Origin of the sequence: Nocardia sp. CDC153, from assembly GCF_035818515.1 — a bacterium.
In the GTDB taxonomy this organism is placed as follows: Bacteria; Actinomycetota; Actinomycetes; order Mycobacteriales; family Mycobacteriaceae; genus Nocardia.
Genome location: NZ_JAYKYU010000001.1, coordinates 939,397 through 960,179, shown reverse-complemented (window position 1 = coordinate 960,179; position 20,783 = coordinate 939,397). Strand labels below are relative to the sequence as shown.

The window sequence follows — 20,783 nt, the reverse complement described above, 5'->3', positions numbered from 1 at the left end:
TAGATTCGGGAAGGGGCGGTTGATTTGTCTGCGGGCGGCGGCAAGAAGGCGATCCTGGCGGCGCTGAGCGCGAATGCCGGTATCGCGGCGGCCAAGTTCGTCGGCGCGGCCATCACCGGTTCGGCCTCCATGCTGGCCGAGGCCGTGCACTCGGTGGCCGACACCTCCAATCAGGGACTGCTGCTGCTGGGTCAGCGCCGGGCCGAGCAGGAGGCCGACCAGCTGCACCCGTTCGGCTACGGCCGCAACCGCTACTTCTACTCGTTCGTGGTCGCGCTGGTGATCTTCGCGCTCGGCTCGCTGTACGCGATCTGGGAGGGCATCCACAAGATCCAGCACCCCGAGGAACTGTCCAATCCGATCGTCGCCATCGTCATCCTCGGACTGGCGATCCTGTTGGAGGGCTACAGCTTCACCACCGCCATGCGCGAGTCCGCTCCGCTCAAGGGCAATGCCAGCTGGTGGCGGTTCATCCGCAACTCCCGCAATCCGGAGCTGCCGGTGGTGCTGCTGGAGGACTCGGGCGCGCTGATCGGTCTGGTCATCGCCTTCGCGGCCATCGGGCTCACCATGATCACCGGCGATCCGGTCTGGGACGGCGTGGGCACGCTGGCCATCGGCATCCTGCTCGGCGTCATCGCCGTCATTCTCATCATCGAGATGCAGAGCCTGCTCATCGGTGAGGGCGCGACGCCGGAGGAGGACCGCAAGATCCGCACGGCCCTGGTCGACGGCCGCCGCATCGACCGGGTCATCCACCTGCGCACCCAGTACCTGGGCCCCGACGAGATGCTGGTGGCCGCAAAGGCTGCCATCGTGCCCGGCCTGGAGATCGCCGAGATCGCCGCCGCCATCGACGAGGCCGAGGCCCGTATTCGCGCCGAGGTCCCCGCGGCCCGCGTCATCTATATCGAGCCCGATCTCTACCGCACCCAGCCCGCGCGGGAATCAGCGGTCGGCGAGACGAATCACAAACCGCAGTCCTGACCAGGAGTCGTCGATGGCGGCGACCTTGTTGTCCACCAAGCCCTGTGCCAGACCGTAGGCGCGCACGGCGTTCTCACCGAGATCGGTGGGGATGCCGCTGGCCTTCTTGGGCCAGGCCAGCCACAGGCCACCGGCGGTCGCCAACTTCCCGCGCCACCCGGCGAACCGGCGCGCCAACGTGGCCTGGTCGGGGCAGAAGCCGAGAATCACGTCGTAGGGGTCACCGCCCGCGCGGCGATGCAGCTGCACCCCGGCCGGAAGCTCGCCGAGCTCGAAACCGGCTGGGGCCCCGGCCAACAGCACCCGGCTCTCTTGCTTGATACCGAGTTTGCGGGGCAGCGGCGTGCCCGAATATCCGGCCATGGCGCGCAGCCTACCGATCGAATACGCCGGTGCCGGATCAAATACGCCAGTGGTCGGTGAGCAGCTCGAGCGGATCGGTGAGGACGCCGAACTCCTTGCGCAGCGCGTGCCGGGCGGCGTAGTAGCCGTTCATGCCGTGTACCCCGGGCCCGGGCGGGGTCGCCGAGGAGCACAGGTAGACGCCCGACAACGGCGTCGAATACGGGTTCCAGCGCGGAGCGGGCCGGAAGACGGTCTGGCGGAACGTCATCGCGCCCGCGGAGATGTCCCCGCCGACGTAGTTGGCGTTGTAGGCCGGCATCCTCGCGGCCGTGCGCACGTTACTGGCGAGAATGAGATCCCGGAATCCGGGAGCGAACCGCTCGACCTGCGCGGTGATCGCCTCGGTCATGTCCTCGGTGGAACCGTTGGGGACGTGGGCGTAGGTATAGAAGGTCTGCTGTCCCTGGGGGGCTCGCGTCGGGTCGACGACGCCCGGCTGAATCGACAGCACATAGGGCCGATCCGCGAGTTTCCCGGCCGCGACGGCCTTCTCGGCCGCTACCGCCTCCTCGCGGGTCCCGATCAGATGCACCGTCCCCGCCCGCTCGGTCCCGTGCGCCGCCCATGGCACCGGCCCCGAGAGCGCGAAGTCCACCTTGCATGCCGCGCCACCGTATCGAAACCTGTTGAGCGCGAAGTTGTACCGGGCCGGAAGCCGGGCGATCCGCTGCAGTTCCGCCGGTGCGGTATCCAGGAGAACCGCGCGGACATCGGCGAACTCATCGAGCGAATCGACCCGGTGCCCCGTGAAGATCCGTCCCCCATGCGTTTTCAGGTCATCGGCCAGGGCGTCCACGATCGCCTGACTGCCACCGCGCGGAACCGGCCACCCACGCACGTGCGCCAGTGTTCCGAGCAATATCGAAACCCCCGCGCCCGCGATGCTGCGCGGCGGCCGAATCGCGTGCGTGGCGATCCCCGTCAACATCGCGGGTGCGATGTCCTCGCGAAATCGCGCATTCCACAACGCCGTCGACTGTTCGATCATCCGCCGCGCCAGCCGCAATTCGATGCCCGGATCCACATGGAGCAAGCCCGTCGGGTCGAGCGGCAGATGCCGCGTATCCGACATGATCAGCCCGACGAGGTCCTCCCATTTGCGCACCAGGGGACCGAACAGCCGTTTCCAGGCTCGCCCGTCCCGCCCCAATCCATCGACGGTGCGCTCCAAATCCTGCCAGGCCAAGCCCACCCGGCCGCCGTCGAGGGGATGCGCGTAGGACACCTGCGGGGTGAGCAGCTCGACGCCGTGCGCCTTCAGGTCGAACGCCCGGAAGAAGGGTGAGGCCACCGCCATGGGATGCGCGCCCGCGCAGAGGTCGTGATGGAATCCGGGTAGCGTCACCTCCCCGGTGCGGCACCCGCCGCCGATGGTGTCGGCCGCCTCGTACACCTCGACCTCGAGTCCCGCCCGCGCCAGGATCACCGCCGCCGCAAGCCCGTTGGGACCCGATCCGACCACCACAGCGTCAGCCATGAATTCAGACTAGGCCGGTCCGCCGACACTGCGGCGCAACCGTGACGAAGCCGACCGGTGCGGATTATCCGTCGCCGCGAACCCATTGGGCGACCAGGATTTCCAGTCGCTGGGCACGAAAGTCCGGCCGCAGCCGACCACCCCGGTCCAGGGTGGCGAGTCCGTGCAGGGTGCTCCAGGCGACCTCGGTGAAGGTCTCGACATCGTGCGGCGGCGCGAACGGCGCGAAGGTGAGCAGCAGTTCCATGAAGGTGTCCTTGAGCACCTGCGGCGCTTCCGGACCGAACTTCAGGTCGGTGCGCAGCAGGAACATGGCGTCGTAGAGCGCCGCGCTGTCGCGGGCGAAGTCGAGGTAGCCCTGGATGACCGCGCGCAGCGCGCCCTCGGGCGTCTCGGCCGATTCCCGCAGTTCCCGCACGATGACGCCCAATTCGCCGATCCCGACCTCGGCCACGGCGCTGACAATGGCGTCCTTGCCCGCGAAGTGGCTGTAGAGCACCGGCTGGCTGTACTCGATCCGGTCGGCCAGCTTGCGGACGGTGACCGCGTCCCAGCCCTCGGTCTCGGCGATCTCGCGGGCGGTGTCGACAATGCGCTGCCGGCGCTCGGCCCGCTCGCGTTCCTTGCGGTTCTGAATGGCGCTCATGCGAAAACTCTAGCACCGCTAGACAAACTATCCACGCCTCAGTTAGCGTTGCTTCATCAGTTAGCAACGCTAGATCCTGGAGCAGCAGCCATGATGACCACGCGCCTCGCCACCCGCACCAACACCGACACCGCCACCCGCACCAACCTGGCCACCCGCGTCAATACCGCCCTCGCCCTCGTCGGCGCGGCCTTCATCACCTACATCGGCGTCCGCTACCTGACCGTCCCCGCGGCCGAGGCCCCCGGCTTCGGCATGCCCGTCGCCCCCACCGGCGCGGCCGCCGACTTCCTCAATGTGAAGGGCGTCCGCGACCTCGCCTCCGCCCTGCTCATCGTCACCCTGCTCGCCACCCGCCAGCGCCGCGCCCTCGGCACCGCCCTCCTGGTGACCGCGACCATCCCGGTCGGCGACATGCTCACCATCCTGCGCCACGGCGGTTCCACCGCAATGGCTTTCGGCGTCCACGGCCTCACCGCCGCCCTGGTCGCCGCCACCGGCATCCTGTTCCTCCGCGAGCGCCGATGAAACTCCCTGCCGCGCAGACGAAATCGGCCCGCTCCTGCTGGAGCGGGCCGATTCGGGTAGCTGATCAGACGTCCGTCGAGAAACGGATGCCGCCGTCGGGGATGTCCACGCCGGGCCAGACGCGGGCGCCGCGTAGTAGTTCACAGCGGGCGCCGACATTCGCGCCGTCGCCGATCACGGCGTCGCGGACCAGGGCGCGGGGGCCGATGCGGGCGCCGAAGCCGATGATCGAACGTTCCACGGTGGCACCGGCTTCCACGCGCGCGCCGTCGAAGAGCACCGCGCCGTCCAGGCGCGCGCCCGCGCCCACCTCGGCCCCGCGGCCGACGACGGTGCCGCCGATCAGCAGGGCGCCGGGTGCGACGCCCGCGCCCGAGTGGACCAGGAATTCGCCGCGCTGGCCCGGCAGGGCCGGGGACGGGGCGATGCCGCGGACCAGGTCCGCGGAGCCGCGCACGAAGTCCTCGGGGGTGCCCATGTCACGCCAGTAGGAGGTGTCGACGTGGCCCTGGATGTGCGCGCCCTCGGCCAGCAGCGACGGGAAGGTCTCCCGCTCGACCGAGACCGGACGGCCCGCCGGGATCTTCTCGATGTACTCGCGCCGGAAGACGTAGCAGCCCGCGTTGATCTGATCGGTGGGCGGATCCTGGGTCTTCTCCAGAAACGCCGTGACGCGCCCGGTCTCGTCGGTGGGCACGCAGCCGAAGGCGCGCGGGTCGCCGACGCGGACCAGGTGCAGCGTCACATCCGCGCCCGAGGCGTGGTGGGTCTCGAGCACCCCGCCCAGATCGGTGCCGCCGAGCACATCGCCGTTGAACACCATGACGGTGTCGGCGCGCAGCTTGGGCAGGACGTTGCGGATGCCGCCGCCGGTGCCCAGCGGCTCGGTCTCGGTGACGTATTCGATCTCGAGGCCCAGGTCGGCGCCGTCGCCGAAGTGCTCCTCGAACACCTCCGCCTTGTACGAGGTGCCGAGCACCACGTGGGTGATGCCCGCATCGGCGATGCGGGCCAGCAGATGCTGCAGGAACGGCAGCCCGGCGGTGGGCAGCATCGGCTTGGGGGCGGACAAGGTCAGTGGACGCAGTCGGGTGCCCTGGCCCCCGACCAGGATCACCGCGTCCGTAGACCCGGCGGTAGTACCGCTGTTCGCCATTTTCTCCCCTGTTGTGAGGTTGTCAGGAATGCGCGCCCACGAAGTTAAACACCATTGTTTTGATCGCGTTCGCGCAATGCGGATCGAACCGCAAGCCTGCAACGAATCGCAAGTCCAGCCTTGAGCGCGACCCGCAGCGGAGCCTGCCACCAGTGCGGATGCCGGTCGGCCTGGAAACGGTAGGCGCTGGCGTGATGCGCCGGAAGCATCGTTTCCGGGTGACGACCCGCGGCGTGCCCCTTGGCGTGCGTGACCTCCGCGGACGGCACGAACACATTGTGCCAGCCCGCCTTGCCCATGCGGTCACCGAAGTCGACATCCTCCATGTACATGAAGTAGCGCGAGTCGAAGCCGTCGATGGAGTCGAAGGCGGCGCGGCGCACCAGCAGGCAGGAACCCGACAGCCAGCCGACGCTGCGCTCGGTGGCCGCCTCGTTGTCCTGGCGGTAGCGCAGGGTCCAGGGGTTCTTGGGCCAGATGGTGCCGAGGATGGCGTGACCCGCGCCGTCGGCGATGCCCGGCACCGAGCGCGCGGACGGGTAGCGGCTGCCGTCCGGCTCGAGCACCATCGGGCCCAGCGCCCCGGCCCGCGGCCAGCGGCGGGCGGCGGCCAGCAGTTCGTCGATGGAGTCGGTGCCCCAGCGAATGTCCGGGTTGGCGATGACGATGAATTCGATCTCCGGATCGATCTCGGCGACCGCGCGATTGATGGCGCCGCCGTAGCCGATATTGCCGCCGGTGCGCAGCAGGCGCACATGGGCGTTGGCCTCGGCGGCCAATTCCGGCGCGCCGTCGGTCGAGCCGTTGTCGGCCAGAATGACCTGCGGCTTCTCACCGGTCGCGGTGGCCAGCGTGCTGATGAAGTGTTCCAGGTGCTCGCCGGGCGAGTAGGTCACCGTAACGACGGCCAGCTGCGGTTTTTTCGCCGCGGCGGGGGGCTGTCCGACAGAATCCGAGGGGCTCACGGGGGCCCAGGATAGTCGGAGATGGCGGCCAGTGCGTCGTTCAGTGCCCGCTTCCAGTGCCGCAGCGGCGACAGGCCCGCGGCGGCCCACGAATTGCCCGAAAGGACCGAATATGCCGGGCGCGGAGCGGGTCTCGGGAAATCCTCGGTGCCGCAAGGCCGTACGCGGTCGGGGTCCGCGCCGAGACCGGCGAAGACGGCCTGGGCCAGATCGAACCAACTGGCTTGTCCGGCGTTGGTGGCGTGCAGGATTCGGCCGGGCCCGTCGACAGCGGGCTTGGCAGCGAGTTCCAACAGCGCGGCCGCCAGATCGGGGGCGTAGGTGGGTGAGCCGATCTGGTCGTTCACCACGGAGATGATGTCGCGCTCGCGTTCCAGGCGGCGCATGGTGGCAACGAAATCGGTGCCCACGCCGGTGTAGACCCACGCGGTGCGGACGATGCGCGCGTCCGGCGCGAATTCCAGAATCGCTTGTTCCCCAGCGAGTTTCGAGCGCCCGTAGACCGTGGTCGGGCCGACCGGGTCGTCCGGTTCGTACGGCCGCGAGGCCGTACCGGGGAAGACGTAGTCGGTGGAGACGTGAATGAGGCGTGCGCCACGTTCGGCGCAGACCCGCGCCAGCACGCCCGGCCCGGTGGCATTGACGGCGAAGGCGGCGGCCTCGTCGCTTTCGGCCCGGTCGACGGCGGTGTAGGCCGCGCAGTTGATGAGAATGTCGCCCGGATTCACCAGCTTGCGCACGGCGTCGGCGTCGGTGATGTCCAGATCGGTGTGCACCAGACCACGCGCCTCGGGCGCCAGGGCGGTCAGGGCCCGGCCGAGCTGTCCGCGACCTCCAGTTATCAGCAGCACGGCTGCCAGTCTGGCACGCACCCGCACGACTCACGGAGTCGGCGATACTGCAACATTTTGGTTACCGCCACTAGCCTGCACATCGGGGGATTTCATCGCTTTCGAAAGGACAGTCGGGTTGCCAGAGAGTTCCTGGGCATCCGTGCCACTACCGCGCCGACGCCGCGTCGCCAGTCCGGGGCGGGTGCTGGCGGCCGTGGTGTCGGTGCTGGTGCTGGCGGCGACCGGACTGGGCTGGCACAGCGTGGACCAGCTGGTGTCGAGCATCGAGCGGATCGGCAACCTGGGGCTGGGCGGCGACAAGTCCGACGGCGCGACCGACATTCTGATGGTCGGCATCGACTCCCGGACCGACGCGCATGGAAACCCGCTCACCCAGGACGAATTGGCCATGCTGCACGCGGGCGACGACGGCGAGGGCGGGCTCAATACCGACACCATCGTGCTCATTCGGGTGCCCAACGACGGCAGTTCCGCGACGGCCATCTCGATTCCGCGCGACTCCTACGTGGACATTCCGGGTCTCGGCATGGGCAAGATCAATTCGGCGTTCGGCTCCACCAAGTTCCTCACCCAGCAGAAGCTGCTGGACAAGGGCGTGGCCCCGGCCGACGCCGAGAAGCAGGCCACGCAGGCCGGGCGGCAGGCGCTGGTGAAGACGGTCGCCAATCTCACCGGCATCACCGTCGACCACTACGCCGAGGTCGGGCTGCTGGGGTTCGTGCTGCTCACCGACGCGGTGGGCGGGGTCGAGGTGTGCCTGAACAACGCGGTGGACGAGCCGCTCTCGGGCGCGGACTTCCCGGCCGGGCCGCAGAAACTCAATGGCGCACAGGCTTTGAGCTTCGTGCGGCAGCGCCACGAGCTGCCGCGCGGGGATCTGGACCGCATTGTGCGCCAGCAGGTGTACATGGCGCAGCTGGTGCATCAGGTGCTCAGCGCCAAGGTGCTCACCAGCCCCACCCGGCTGAAGGAGCTCAGCGACGCGGTCGGGCGCACGGTCGTGCTCGACGACGGCTGGGACGTGCTCGGCTTCCTGCACCAACTGCAGGACCTGACCGGCGGCCAGGTGAAGTTCGAGACCATTCCGGTCAAGGACCTCAACGGCTGGACCGACAATGGCGAATCGGTGGTGCGGGTGGATCCGCCCGCGGTGCAGAAGTTCGTGGCCAAGGCCGTCGGCGAGGACGACGGCGGTGACGGCGGGATCGATCCGTCCAGCGTCACCGTCGACATCTACAACGCCTCGGGCACCGGCGGGCTGGCCGCACAGGCGGCACAGGCGCTGGCGGCCAAGGGATTCCGGACCGGGACGGTGGACAACTGGATCGGCGGCCCGGTGCAGAGCAGCCGGGTGATGGCGGCCTCGGCCGGGGACGAGAAGGCGCGGGCGGTGGCGCAGGCGCTGGGCGGGCTGCCGGTCTTCGGTGAGCAGGGTCTGCCGCCGGGCGCGGTTCGCGTGGTGCTGGCGAGTGACTACTCTGGTCCGGGTTCGGCGACCGGCGGTTCCACGTTCGACTTCTCGGGAAGCAGTACGACGGCGACTCCGGTGCCGCCCGCCCCACCCATCGACGCCGGTACGAATGGACCGAAATGCGTGAACTGAACGAGACCCTCACCGAAGCGGTGCTCGACCCCATCCTCGCCCGCGATCCCGCGGGACCGCGTATCACCTTCTACGACGACGCCACCGGCGCGCGCATCGAGCTCTCGGCGCTGACGCTGGCCAACTGGGCGGCCAAGACCGCCAATATGATTCGCGACGAATTCGGGCTGTCCTCCGGGGCGCGGGTGGCGGTGCTGCTGCCCGCGCACTGGCAGACCGCGGCGGTGCTGCTCGGGTGCTGGTGGGCCGGTGTCGAAGTGGTGCTGCACGCCGATCCGGACGCGGAGCTGGCCCTGGTGACCGCCGATCGGATCGACGAGGCGGACGGCATCGCGGAAGTGGCGGCGCTGTCGCTGGATCCGATGGGCATGCCGGTCAAGGACCTCCCGGTTGGTGTCACCGATTACGCGACCTCGGTGCGGGTGCACGGGGATCAGTTCCGCCCGGGCGGCATCGGCTGCGCGCTGGACGGATCGTCGGTGTCGGAGGTGCTGGAGGAGGCACGGAAATCGGCCGCGCGCCAAGGGTTCACCAGTGCGGACCGGGTGCTCTCGACCGGATCCTGGGACACCCCGGCCGAGCTGATCGACGGTTTCGTCGCCGTGCTGGCCGCGGGCGCGTCGCTGGTGCAGGTGGCCAATCCGGATCCGGCGGCCCAGCAGCGCCGCATCGCCTCCGAAGGGGTCACCGTCGAGCGTTCCTGACTCCTACCCCGGTAGGAGCCGCGTTTCCCTCCGCGGCATGTTCCTCCCGCGCACCGGCTTCCGTACCGTGGAAACATCCGACGAGGGAGGGAGCCCGCGATGATGGGTCCACGGTATTGGGCGCGGTGGGTGGTCGAGCACGGCGCGGCGCGCTGGGCCCTGCGCCTGCAGGCGCGGCGGGGCAATGCCTTCGCCCAGCTGCTCACCAGCCCGGACGCCCTGCGCGATCCCTACCCGCAGATCGAGGCCATGCGGGCGCGCGGGCGCCTGGTGCACAATCCCTACACCTGGGCCACGGCCGACTACGAGCTGATCCGAACCATGCTGCGGGACAGCCGATTCGGCGCGTTCGGGCCGGACGGCATCGATATGCCGCGGTGGCTGCGCAATCGGCTGAAGAACGCCGTCACCCCGCCCAATCCGGTGGAGCCGCCCTCACTGCTCATGATCGATCCGCCCGATCACACCCGGATTCGCAAATCGGTCTCGGCGGCGTTCACCCCGCGGGCCATCGGACGCCTGCGCGACCGCGTGGAATCGGTCACCGCGGAACTGCTGGACGCCCTGCCGCCGAACGGCTCGGCCGATCTCATCGCCGACTTCGCGCAGCAGGTGCCGATCGCCATCATCAGCGAAATGCTGGGCTTCCCCCAGGAGAAGCGTGCGGAGTTCCTGGCCTGGGGCGACTCCGCCACACCGCTGCTGGACATCGGCATCTCGTGGCGGGCCTGGCGCGACGCCTACCGTTCCATGGGCGTGATGGACCGCTATCAGGACGAGCACCTGGCACGGCTGCGGCGCGAGCCCGGCGAGGACATTCTCAGCAGCCTGGTCACCGCGGGCGAACTCGACGAGCGGGAGTTGAAGGCGACCGCGAGCCTGCTCATGGGGGCCGGGTTCGAGACCACCGTGAATCTCATCGGCAACGGCATCGTCCAATTGCTGTCCAACCCGGAGGAATTGGCGAAGCTGCGCGAAGATCCCGACCTGTGGCCGCAGGCCGTGGACGAGATCCTGCGCTTCGATCCGCCGGTCATGATGACCGGTCGAATCGCCCTGTGCGACATCGAGATCGACGGCATGTCACTGCCCGCGGGCACCGTGGTCGTCATGTCGCTGGCGGGCGCGAATCGGGATCCGCGAAAGTTCGCCGACCCCAATCGATTCGATATCACCCGGCCGAATGCCAAGGAGCACCTGACCTTCTCCAGCGGCATCCACACCTGCCTCGGCTCCAGCCTGGCCCGCATGGAGGGCACGTACGCGCTGCGCTCACTCTTCGAGCAGTTCCCGGATCTGGCGCTGGCCGGTGCGCCCGAGCGCCGACCGCTCTACAACCTGCACGGCTACGCGCACCTGCCCATTCGGCTGGGCCCGCGGATCACCGCACCCGTGGAACCCGTTGCCGCTCAGTAGAACCCGACGACGTCGTCGCCCCAGACGCTGTTGCGGTCGTGGTCCGGGTCGTCGACGACCCGGTCCACATTGTCGATGACGAGGGTGCGCCGCGTCGCCGCGCTGTAGGGCGGCCAGTGCTTGGAGCCGTCGATGGCGGCCGGGACGCCGTAACCCGCGAAGGCCAGCCACCGGCGCATCATGCGGCCCGAAACCTCCTGTGCCGCTTTGCGTCCGCCCAGCCAGAAGGTGGGGTCGTAGTCGAAGGAGCCGAAATTGCCGAAGACATAGGGCAATTCGGTGGCGTGCCCCGCGCCGACCCGGGCCGCCTTGAGCATCGGGGTGGCGTGGTCGAAGCGGTACATCCAGGTCGGCGAGTGCGCGGAGTGCGCGTCGGCGACCCAGTGCGAGGGCATGCGGAAGGCGGCGTCGGTGGACATGGTGAGCGCGCCGCGGGGCGTGCTGGATTCGTAGGCCGCCGCGATCTCGGCCAGCCGCTCCGGCGACATGCCCGGGTGCTCGGCCGCGACCCCGCGCAGCATGGCGTTCACCGCGTCGGGCGTGACCGGCATGATGGGCGAACGGAACAGCCGGAACAGCGACGCCTCGTCCTTGTTGGTGCCGATGATGAGCGGCACCCGGTGCGAACGGCCCTGTTGGAAGCGCTCGCTCGGGTAGGCGGGCAGCAGATTGCCGTCCACCACCGGCGCGGCGGCCAGGCGGCCGGGTTCGCGACTGGGCACCTCGTCGAGCAGGATGCCCGCGGCGGTGATCATGCGTTCCACGGGCATGGTGAGCAGTTCGGTGGCCTGGTCGGCGGTGATGTCCAGCAGTTCCAGGTAGCGCTTGGCCACCACCGCGGCCCGCTCCGGACCGAAAACCGTGGTGGCGGGCGGGGATTGGGCGATGGCGCGATGGAACAGGCCCGCCGAGAGCGGGGAGGTGAGCAGGGCGGTCACACAGCCCGCGCCGGAGGATTCGCCGAAGATGGTGACATTGCCCGGGTCGCCACCGAAAGCCACGATATTGTCGCGCACCCACTTCAGGGCGGTGATCTGATCGTGCAGGCCCAGGTTCGGCACGAATTCCTCACCCAGGGAGGACAGGTCCAGGAAGCCCAGCGCACCGAGCCGGTAGTTGACCCCGACCACGATGACGTCGCCGACCTCGGCCAGGCGCTTGCCGTCGTAGATGGCCTGGGCGGCGGTGCCCAAGCAGAACGCGCCGCCGTGCAGCCAGACCATGACCGGGCGCAGTTCGTCGGTGGGTGCGACCGGGGCCCAGACATTGAGCCAGAGGCAGTCCTCGCCCATGCGCAGGCTGCCGTCGACCGGGACGAAGCCCGGGGACTGGGGTGCGACGTCGCCGAACTCGACGCAGGGCCGCACGCCGGTCCAGGACTGCGGGGGCTGGGGCAGGCGGAAGCGGTTGGGCCCGGCCGTGCTCGCGGCATAGGGAATGCCGCGCCACACGGCGATCTGACCATCGACCACCCCGGAAACCTCGCCGTTTCCGGTTCGCGCAATCGGCGCGCCGCCTTGTTCCGACAGCGTGTCGAAGAACCGAGTGCTCACACCGACCTCCTCGTACTCCGTAAATCGAGGGTACCGAGTGGGCCGCGGGATCCTCGTCAGCGTGCCGCGAGCGTCGTTTAGGCTGTCGGCGTGCCGAGTTACGCGTTTCGGTGCCGCGAGTGCGGCGACACCTTCGAATTGACCCGTCCGATGGCGGAGTCGTCCGCGCCCGCCGCCTGCCCGGCCGGGCACGGCGACACGGTCAAACTCTTGACCACCTTCGGGACGATCAAGGGCGGCGGCTCGGCCGCCGCGCCCGCACCCGCGCCGTCGGGTGGCGGCGGTTGCTGCGGTGGCGGCTGCTGCGGCTAATTCGCCGCTTCGGTGTCCTTCTTGTCCGCATGACCGAGTGATCTGCCCGGGGCCACGCGGTCGCGCACGCGCTGCTTGAGGATGGCGATATCGGGAAAACCGCCGTCCGCCTTGCGTTCCCAGACCTGCTCGCCATCCACGGTGATGCGAAAGACGCCGCCCTCGCCCGGAATCAGCGCCACCTCGCCGAGGTCGGTGGCGAAGGTGGTCAGCAACTCTTGGGCCATCCAGCTGGCACGCAGCAGCCAGCGGCACTGCGTGCAGTATTCGATCGCGACGCGGGACATGCCCGCGACCTTACCGTCGTGCTACATGAACAGGCGGAACAGGCCGAGGACGTCGCTGCCGAGGCCGAGAATGTTCTGAGCGAAGGCCGAGCCGAGGCTCAGGGCGTTGAGAATGAAGTTCAGCGAGGTGTTCATGTCCGGCTCCTTCGATCACACGAGGTTCCGAGCTACACACAGGCAACTGTAGATCGGCACGCCTGCGGCGGCGCTCGAATCGGCGGCGGCAGAACAATTTTCACATCACGATTCAGCGCGACGATCCCTCTCGGTGGCCTGGAGATCTCTGTCGGTGCCCTCCGATACAACTGTTCTCAACCGAGGAAGGGGGGTAAGGATGACCACCGCTTGGACCGCCGATCACATCGGCTCGCTCGCACCCGATGCCGCGTCGTTGACCGCGGCGCGCAAGCTCCGCGGGAAGTGGAGCGGCACCGGAATTCACGACACCGCGCTCTGGGGACTGTGCCAGGGCAGCGGGAGTCGGCCGTATCAGACCATCGTGGATCTGTCGGGGCCCGCGTACAAATGCACCTGCCCGAGTCGCAAGTTTCCGTGCAAACACGCACTGTCGCTGCTGCTCTCGTGGAGTGCGGGCGAGATCGTGCCCGCGGCTTCGATCGCGGATTTCGCCGCCGACTGGCTGGGTGGGCGGGCCGCCAAGGCGGCCAAGGCCGCCGAGAAGTCCGGGCCGGAGGCCAAGCCGTCGCGCGGCGGCGGCGCCACGGCGGATCAGCGTCGGGCCCGGGTCGGCGCGGGGCTGATCGATCTCGACACCTGGCTCACCGATCAGGTGCGCACCGGCCTCGCGCAGGCCGACCGGTCCCCGCGCGCCTTCGAGACGGTGGCCGCCCGCATGGTCGACGCGCAGGCGCCCGCCATCGCCGCGACGCTGCGCCGCCTGCCGCTCGCGACCACGCATTCCGACTGGCCCCGGCTACTGCTCCGCGAATACGCCCGCCTGCATCTGCTCGCCATGGCACACGCCCGTCTGGATGAGCTCTCGCCCGAGTTGCGGGCCAGCGTGCGGACCCACATCGGGTACCCGACCCCGGCGGAGACCGTGCGCGCCGAACCCGCGGTCCGCGAGCACTGGCTCGTGCTCGGCGTCCGGACCACCGTGGAGGACGCGCTGTACACGCGCCGAGTATGGTTGCGCGGCCGCGCTTCCGGCCGCTGGGCGCTGGTGGTGGACCACCACTACGGCAGCCCCGCGTTTCCGAACGACACCCCGGCCCCCGGCTTCCAGGTCGACGCCAGCGTGCACTTCTATCCGAGCGCCACGCCATTGCGCGCCATGTGGGGCGAGCGCCACCAGATCCCGGAACCCTTCACCACCATCCCGCTGACCAGCGGTGACGATTCCGCGCGGAGTGATGCCGCCGCGCGCCCGGGCAGCATCGCGGCCGCACTGGCCGAGCAGGCGCGCGCGGTGGGTGCCGATCCTTTTCTGCGGTCGTGGCCCGTGCTGCTGGCCGATGTCGTGCCCGTGCGGGGCGAAAACGGTTGGTATGTAGTGGAATCCGAGGGGGACGCGCTGCCGATCTCGATCGCCGAGGGTGAGCCGTGGCGGTTGCTCGGGTTGTCCGGCGGGCATCCGGTGACCGTGCTCGGCGAGTGGACCGTGGACGGGTTGGTGCCGGTGGCGGCGCTCGCGGGCGGCACCATGGTGGATATCGGTGTGGCGCAGGGGAATCCAATGCCGCTGTGCGGCGGTGTCGAGGATGGCGCGAGTGCCGAGCTGGTGTCGGCGGCCCTGGTCGGGACGGCGCGGCGGCAGGCCGACGTGTCCGGATTGGCCGCGCCCGTGGCCGGTGCCGCCGCCGGACTGAAGGGTGATGCCGCGGCCGTTCTCCTGGAATCCATTGCGCTGCAGGACTGTTTCGCACGCGGCGGCGTGGCCGCAGGCTCCGCGGAACGCAGTGCGGTGGCCGCCGATGACGAACGGCCGCTGCTGCCCGCCGCGGCCGGTGCCCGCCTCGGCGATCTGCTCGCCGACAACTCCCCGTTCCTGGACGAGTGGTTCGCACTGGTCGCGCCGCGCGACTTCCGGGCCCCCGACAGTCTGGTCAGCACGCTGTTGGATCGAGCGAAAGCGCTTGCCCCGCATCGGGAACCGCTGCTGCGCCTGGCCGGTGCGCGCGGTCGCTGGCTGGCCGCCCAGCATCCCGGCTGGCGTTCGCTCGTACGGGCCGCCGCGGACGACGAGAGCGTGTGGTCGCACGGCCGGGCGGCCGAGCGCCGCAGCTGGCTGGCCCAGCTGCGGCACCGCGATCCCGCCGCCGCCCGGGCGGCGCTGGCCGGGTCCTGGGCCAAGGAGTCCGGGCCGGGCAAGGCCGAACTGTTGGCCGTGCTGGCGGACGGGCTCACCCTCGAGGACGAGCCGCTGTTGGAGGCCGCGCTCGACGATCGTCGGGCGGAAGTCCGGCGGTTGGCCGCGGATCTGTTGGGGCAGCTGCCGGATTCGGCCTTCGCCCAGCGCATGGCAGAGCGGGCCGCAACCTGGCTGAGCTTCGAAACAGGCCTGGTCCGCGCGCAGTTGATCACCACCGGGCCGGGTGTGCTCGACGATGCCGCGCGCCGGGACGGTGTCGGAGATTCGTTCGGCTACACCGCCTATCGCGCCGACGGTGCACCGGACCTGTCGACCGAATGGCTGCACCGCGTGGTGGCGGGCACTCCGCTGCGGTATTGGGAGCGACTGCTCGGGTCGGCGCAGCAGGCCGTGCGGGTCTCCATGACCGAGGGCGTGCGTGGCCCCATGCTGGCGGGCTGGACCGATGCCGCACTGGCCCAACGTGATTCGGCGTGGGCGGCGGCCCTGTTCGGCGTGCTGTCCGACGCGCGGTCCCGGGACGCCGACGGCGAGAAGCTGCGCGAGCTGTTCGCGCTGCAGCCCGAGGCGGATCAGATTCGACATCTGCGCGGGCTGGATTCCAGCTGGCTGGCCGAGATCGAATCGCTGCTGCGCGCCATGCCGCATCCGTGGCCGGAACCCATGGCCGAGCACGTGCTGCGGCTGCTCTTGGAACGCGCCAAGCTCTCCGCCGACCGACCGGGCGCACCGAGCCTGGTGCCCGGCTCCTATCGGACGCTGTTCCGCGCAGCGTCCGCACACTTCCCGGTCCAGGTGGCCGAGCGGGTGACCAACGCCGCCCGCTGGTGCGCGGATCCCTACTGGGAGCAGGCCTTCGACCAGCTCGCCCATGACCTTATCGAACGCAAGACGATGCTCGAGGAGTTGCAGTGACCATGCCTCAGGAACGGGACGCCCTGCTGCGCCCGCACGCCGAACAAGCCTTCGCCGATGAACTCAAAGCCCTTGCCGCCGCGGATGATCGGCCGCGTCCGCCCTCCTGGAAGCTGTCGCCGTGGGCGGTGGTGACCTATCTGCTGGGCGGGACCCTGTCCGACGGAACCGTCATCACGCCCAAGTACGTCGGGCCGCGGCGGCTCATGGAGGTGGCGGTCGCCACCCTGGCCACCGATCGCGCGCTGCTGCTGATCGGCGTGCCCGGCACCGCGAAAACCTGGGTATCCGAGCATCTTTCGGCTGCCGTCGCGGGACATTCCACACTGCTCGTGCAGGGCACGTCCGGCACCGCGGAGGAGGCCATCCGCTACGGCTGGAACTACGCCCGGCTGCTGGCCGAGGGTCCGAGCGAGGCCGCCCTGGTGCCCTCGCCCATCATGACCGCCATGCGCACCGGGTCGATCGCCCGGCTCGAGGAGCTCACCCGCATTCCCTCCGATGTGCAGGACGCGCTGATCACGGTGCTGTCGGAGAAGACGCTGCCGGTGCCGGAGCTCGGGCTCGAGGTGCAGGCGGCCAAGGGCTTCAATGTGATCGCCACCGCCAATGACCGCGACCGCGGTGTCAACGAGCTGTCCTCCGCGCTGCGGCGGCGCTTCAATACCGTGGTGCTGCCGCTCCCGGCCGGGGAGGACGAAGAGGTCTCCATTGTGACCCGCCGCGTCGAACAGCTCGGCACCGCACTGGAATTGCCCGCCGTGCCCGCGGCGGCGGAGGAGATCCGGCGCGTGGTGCGGGTGTTCCGCGAGCTGCGGTCGGGCATGACCGAGGACGGGCGGACCAAGCTCAAGTCGCCGTCGGGCACGCTGTCCACGGCCGAGGCCATTTCGGTCATCACCAATGGCATCGCGCTGGCGGCGCATTTCGGCGACGGCGTGCTGCGGCCCGCCGATATCGCGGGCGCGGTGCTGGGCGCGGTCATCAAGGATCCGGTCGCCGACCAGGTGGTGTGGACCGAATACCTGGAGGCCGTGGTGCGCCAGCGCAACGACTGGGCCGACTTCTACCGGGCCTGCCGCGAGGTGAACGGATGACCGCCGCCGTCACGGTGTCGACGGATTCCGCGGATTCCGCGGCGGCGACGCCGACCGCGGGACCGGCCGAGACGCGGGTGTTCGGGATTCGCCACCACGGCCCCGGGTCGGCGCGCTCGCTGGCCCTGGCCTTGGAGCGGTTCCGGCCGGACGCGATTCTGATCGAGGGACCGGCCGATGCCGATCCCTTGGTGGGATACCTTGCGGCCGAGGGGATGTCGCCGCCGGTCGCCCTGCTCGCCTATCAGCCCGACGAACCCGCCAAGGCCGCGTTCTGGCCCTTCGCGACCTTCTCGCCCGAATGGGTGGCGCTGCGGTACGCGACGGACAACGCGGTGCGCGTGGGGTTCTGCGATCTGCCCGCGGCGATCGCGCTGGCCGTGCCCGAGGAGCCGGGCGATCGCACCGATCCGCTGGGCATCCTCGCCGCCGCGGCCGGATACGACGACGCCGAGCGCTGGTGGGACGCCATTGTCGAATCCTCCTCGGACGCCGATATTTTCGAGGCCGTCAACGAGGCCATGGGTGCACTGCGCGAGCACGCTGAGCATCCGGACGAGCACGCGGGGCACCCCGCCGAATCCGAATCCGCTGTCCCGGTCGAGGGGTCCGGGACAGCCGAGGACGACCCGGACGGGATGCGGATCGTCGTGGACGCGCACACGCTGCGGCGTGAGGCGCACATGCGCCAGGTCATGCGGAAGGTGTTGAAGGAGGGGGCGCGCCGGCTGGCGGTGGTCTGCGGTGCGTGGCACGCGCCCGCGCTGGAGGGCAAGCTCGGTCCGGCGGTGGCCGATGCCAAGCTGCTCAAGGGGATGCCGAAGGTCAAGGCCACGCTGACCTGGGTGCCGTGGACGCACTCGCGCCTGGCGAGTTCCTCCGGCTACGGCGCCGGGGTCACCTCGCCGGGCTGGTATCACCACCTGTTCACCGAGACCGAGCAGCCGATCGCGCGGTGGCTCACCCGGGTCGCGGGCACGCTGCGCGCCCACGATCTGCCGGTGTCCAGCGCGCACATCATCGAATCCGTCCGGCTGGCCGAGACTCTCGCGACACTGCGCGAGCGACCGCTGGCCGGGCTGTCGGAAGTCACCGAGGCCACGCGAGCGGTGCTCTGCGACGGCGACGAGACCATGTTGCGGCTGGTCAGCACCGAGCTGGTGGTGGGCGAGGCGCTGGGCACGGTGCCGGACGGGACCCCGACCGTGCCGCTCGAGGCGGATCTGCGCGCGCAGATCAAAACGCTGCGGCTCAAGCAGCAGGCCCTGGAGAAGACCCTGGACCTGGATCTGCGGACCGACGGCGGGTTGGCGAGATCGCGTCTGCTGCACCGGCTTCGGCTGCTGGGCATCGAGTGGGGGCGATTGACCGACTCCCAGGTGCGCAATACCGGGACGTTCCGGGAGACGTGGACGCTGCGGTGGCGGCCCGAGCTGGCCATCTCGATCGTCGAGGCGTCGCGCTGGGGCACGACCCTGCGGTCGGCGGCCGAGGCGAAAATCCTGGACATCGCCGCGGATTCGGCGGCCACGGTCGGCAAGGTGGCGGGCGCGCTGGAGGAGGCGTTGCTCGCCGATCTCGGCGGGGCCACCGACGGGCTCATCGCCCGGCTGGAATCGGTTGCGGCACTGGATCACGACGTGACGCACCTGATGTCGGCGCTGCCCGGACTGCTGCGCATCGTCCGCTACGGCGATGTGCGCGGCACCGACAGCGCGGCGCTGGCGCGGGTGGCGGACAGCCTGCTGGTGCGCAGCTGCGCCGGATTGCCCGGGGCGGTCACCGGATTGGACACCGACTCGGCCAATGCCCTGCGCGCCCAAATCGACGCGGTGCACCTGGCCCTGTCGGCCCGCGACAACGAATGGGCCACCGCCACCTGGCTGTCCGTGCTGGAGACCCTCGCCGATCGCGACGACGTCAATGGCGGCATCGTGGGCCGGGCCGTGCGCCTGCTCTGCGATGCCGAGCGCATCGACTCCCGGGAGTCCGGACGCCGACTATCCGCGGCGCTCTCGGTCGGCCGGACGGCACCGGACAAGGCCGCCTGGATCGACGGGTTCCTGGGCGGGCGCGGTCTCCTACTGGTCCACGACCGAAACCTGTTGTCGCTCATCGACGCCTGGCTGTGCGGCCTCGACGAGGCGCAGTTCGTCGCCACCCTGCCGCTGCTCCGCCGCACCTTCGGCGCGTTCGAATCCGGCGAGCGTCAGGCCATCGGCCAGGCCGTACGCCACGGCGCGCCAACGGCTTCGATCCAGAGCACTACCGAATACGACACCGTCCGCGGCGCAGTGGCCATGCGGGCGGCCGCACAGATCCTAGGAGTCGCGTGATGACGAACGAGATCGATGAGGCGCGGGCGCGGCGGTGGCGGCTGGTGTTGGGCAGCGCCGGGGAATCCGGGCTCGGGGGCGGCGGCTTGGGGAACGCCGACGACCAGGCCATGGATCGGGCGTTGGGGGCGCTCTACGACTCGGGCGGGCAGGCCGGGGGCGGGCGGCGGTCCGGGGGACTGGGCGGTTCCGCTCCGCAGGTGTCGCGGTGGTTGGGCGATATTCGCCGGTACTTCCCCTCGACAGTGGTGGAGGTGATGCAGCGCGATGCGGTGGATCGGCTCAACCTCACCGAATTGCTGCTGGAGCCCGAGCTTTTGGAGGCGGTCGAGCCGGATGTGCATCTGGTCGGGACGCTGCTGAGCCTGAATCGGGTGATGCCGGAGACCACCAAGGCCACCGCGCGCATGGTGGTGGAGAAGGTGGTCCGCGAGATCGAGCGGCGCATCGCCGCGCAGACGGTCGCGGCCGTCGGCGGCGCCTTGAACCGCGCGGCGCGGGTGTCGCGGCCCAAACTGCGAGACATCGACTGGGACCGCACGATTCGCAAGAACCTGGCGAATTACCTCCCCGAGCATCGCACCGTGGTGCCCGAACGGCTGGTCGGCTACGGCCGCAAGGCGCAGGCGGTGAAGCGGGATGTGGTGTTGGCCATCGACCAGTCCGGGTCCATGGCGTCCAGCGTGGTTTACGCCTCGGTGTTCGGCGCGGTGCTGGCGTCCATGCGGTCGCTGCGCACCTCGCTGGTGGTCTTCGACACCGCCGTCGTGGATCTCACCGAGAAGCTGACCGATCCGGTGGAGGTCCTGTTCGGGACGCAACTGGGCGGCGGCACCGATATCAACCGGGCCATCGCGTATTCGCAGTCGCTCATCACCCGGCCCGCGGACTCGCTGTTCGTGCTGATCTCCGACCTCTACGAGGGCGGCGTCCGCGCGGAGATGCTGCGTCGCATTCGCGCCATGAAGGAGGCGGGCGTTCAGGTGGTGGTGCTCTTGGCGCTGTCCGACGACGGCGCACCGGCCTACGACCGCGACAACGCGGCGGCCCTGACCGCGCTGGGTGTCCCGGCTTTCGCCTGCACGCCCGACCGGTTCCCGGACCTGTTGGCGGTGGCATTGGATCGCGGTGACGTGCAGGCTTGGGCGCATCTGAACGCGGGGTGACGCCAAGTCGGCGACAATTGAGCGTCATGCGACGCTGATAGGCT

General features: G+C 69.8%; 18 protein-coding genes. 10 read left to right on the top strand and 8 right to left on the bottom strand.

Going from position 1 to position 20,783, the window contains the following annotated elements; genetic code table 11:
* The first annotated feature begins 24 nt into the window (after window positions 1–24).
* A complete protein-coding gene (locus VMT65_RS04325; protein ID WP_326306597.1) occupies window positions 25–987 on the top strand; it encodes a cation diffusion facilitator family transporter in 963 nt (320 codons plus the stop codon).
* Here the strand turns inward: VMT65_RS04325 and VMT65_RS04320 are convergent.
* The 3 genes from VMT65_RS04320 to VMT65_RS04310 form a co-directional block, all read right to left on the bottom strand.
* Entirely contained in the window at window positions 949–1,350 is a 402-nt protein-coding gene (locus tag VMT65_RS04320; protein WP_326306596.1) for a DUF3052 domain-containing protein, read from the bottom strand. The genes VMT65_RS04325 and VMT65_RS04320 overlap by 39 nt on opposite strands.
* 37 nt (window positions 1,351–1,387) lie before the next feature.
* Window positions 1,388–2,869 (bottom strand): phytoene desaturase family protein, encoded by a 1,482-nt coding sequence (locus tag VMT65_RS04315; protein ID WP_326306595.1) that lies wholly within the window; start codon window positions 2,867–2,869, stop codon window positions 1,388–1,390.
* Between the two features lie 64 nt (window positions 2,870–2,933).
* A complete protein-coding gene (locus VMT65_RS04310) occupies window positions 2,934–3,515 on the bottom strand; it encodes a TetR/AcrR family transcriptional regulator (protein WP_326306594.1) in 582 nt (193 codons plus the stop codon).
* A 90-nt stretch (window positions 3,516–3,605) separates the two neighbouring features.
* Between VMT65_RS04310 and VMT65_RS04305 the strand changes: the two genes are divergently transcribed.
* Window positions 3,606–4,043 (top strand): DUF4267 domain-containing protein, encoded by a 438-nt coding sequence (locus VMT65_RS04305; protein ID WP_326306593.1) that lies wholly within the window; start codon window positions 3,606–3,608, stop codon window positions 4,041–4,043.
* A gap of 64 nt (window positions 4,044–4,107) precedes the next feature.
* Here VMT65_RS04305 and VMT65_RS04300 read toward each other — a convergent pair whose 3' ends face one another.
* The 3 genes from VMT65_RS04300 to rfbD are packed head-to-tail and all read right to left on the bottom strand — an operon-like array spanning window position 4,108 to window position 7,015.
* Window positions 4,108–5,199, bottom strand: coding sequence for an NDP-sugar synthase (locus VMT65_RS04300; RefSeq protein ID WP_326306592.1), 1,092 nt, complete (start codon window positions 5,197–5,199; stop codon window positions 4,108–4,110).
* A gap of 44 nt (window positions 5,200–5,243) precedes the next feature.
* The gene (locus VMT65_RS04295) at window positions 5,244–6,164 is read right to left on the bottom strand and encodes a glycosyltransferase family 2 protein (RefSeq protein WP_326306591.1); all 921 of its coding nucleotides are present in this window, start codon (window positions 6,162–6,164) and stop codon (window positions 5,244–5,246) included.
* On the bottom strand, window positions 6,161–7,015 hold the full coding sequence (gene rfbD, locus VMT65_RS04290; RefSeq protein ID WP_442790170.1) for a dTDP-4-dehydrorhamnose reductase: 855 nt from the start codon (window positions 7,013–7,015) through the stop codon (window positions 6,161–6,163). The genes VMT65_RS04295 and rfbD overlap by 4 nt, the downstream gene beginning before the upstream one ends.
* A 118-nt stretch (window positions 7,016–7,133) precedes the next feature.
* Between rfbD and VMT65_RS04285 the strand changes: the two genes are divergently transcribed.
* The 3 genes from VMT65_RS04285 to VMT65_RS04275 all read left to right on the top strand — a co-directional run bounded on the left by VMT65_RS04285 (window position 7,134) and on the right by VMT65_RS04275 (window position 10,741).
* On the top strand, window positions 7,134–8,621 hold the full coding sequence (locus VMT65_RS04285) for an LCP family protein (RefSeq protein WP_442790169.1): 1,488 nt from the start codon (window positions 7,134–7,136) through the stop codon (window positions 8,619–8,621).
* Window positions 8,609–9,325 (top strand): TIGR03089 family protein, encoded by a 717-nt coding sequence (locus VMT65_RS04280; protein ID WP_326306590.1) that lies wholly within the window; start codon window positions 8,609–8,611, stop codon window positions 9,323–9,325. Before VMT65_RS04285 ends, VMT65_RS04280 begins: the two co-directional genes overlap by 13 nt.
* Before the next feature lie 102 nt (window positions 9,326–9,427).
* Entirely contained in the window at window positions 9,428–10,741 is a 1,314-nt protein-coding gene (locus VMT65_RS04275) for a cytochrome P450 (protein ID WP_326307438.1), read from the top strand.
* Here the strand turns inward: VMT65_RS04275 and VMT65_RS04270 are convergent.
* Window positions 10,735–12,294 (bottom strand): carboxylesterase/lipase family protein, encoded by a 1,560-nt coding sequence (locus VMT65_RS04270; RefSeq protein ID WP_442790168.1) that lies wholly within the window; start codon window positions 12,292–12,294, stop codon window positions 10,735–10,737. The genes VMT65_RS04275 and VMT65_RS04270 overlap by 7 nt on opposite strands.
* A gap of 90 nt (window positions 12,295–12,384) precedes the next feature.
* Here VMT65_RS04270 and VMT65_RS04265 point away from each other — a divergent pair, with 90 nt between their 5' ends.
* Window positions 12,385–12,606: an FmdB family zinc ribbon protein gene (locus VMT65_RS04265; protein ID WP_326306589.1), complete on the top strand. Its 222-nt coding sequence runs from the start codon at window positions 12,385–12,387 to the stop codon at window positions 12,604–12,606.
* On the opposite strand, the gene VMT65_RS04260 is transcribed toward VMT65_RS04265, so the two are convergent.
* The gene (locus VMT65_RS04260; protein ID WP_326306588.1) at window positions 12,603–12,893 is read right to left on the bottom strand and encodes a SelT/SelW/SelH family protein; all 291 of its coding nucleotides are present in this window, start codon (window positions 12,891–12,893) and stop codon (window positions 12,603–12,605) included. The two genes, VMT65_RS04265 and VMT65_RS04260, sit on opposite strands and share 4 nt — an antisense overlap.
* Window positions 12,894–13,227: 334 nt before the next feature.
* Between VMT65_RS04260 and VMT65_RS04255 the strand changes: the two genes are divergently transcribed.
* From VMT65_RS04255 to VMT65_RS04240, 4 genes are read left to right on the top strand one after another with little or no spacing between them, the layout of a single operon-like run.
* Window positions 13,228–16,140 carry an SWIM zinc finger family protein gene (locus tag VMT65_RS04255; RefSeq protein WP_326306587.1) on the top strand — a complete coding sequence of 971 codons (2,913 nt, stop codon included), beginning with the start codon at window positions 13,228–13,230 and terminating at the stop codon, window positions 16,138–16,140.
* Window positions 16,141–16,142: 2 nt separating this feature from the next.
* Entirely contained in the window at window positions 16,143–17,237 is a 1,095-nt protein-coding gene (locus VMT65_RS04250) for an ATP-binding protein (RefSeq protein WP_326307436.1), read from the top strand.
* Entirely contained in the window at window positions 17,234–19,573 is a 2,340-nt protein-coding gene (locus VMT65_RS04245) for a DUF5682 family protein (RefSeq protein WP_326306586.1), read from the top strand. The genes VMT65_RS04250 and VMT65_RS04245 overlap by 4 nt, the downstream gene beginning before the upstream one ends.
* Window positions 19,573–20,739, top strand: a complete 1,167-nt coding sequence (locus VMT65_RS04240; protein WP_326306585.1) for a VWA domain-containing protein — start codon at window positions 19,573–19,575, stop codon at window positions 20,737–20,739. Before VMT65_RS04245 ends, VMT65_RS04240 begins: the two co-directional genes overlap by 1 nt.
* Window positions 20,740–20,783: the final 44 nt, after the last annotated feature.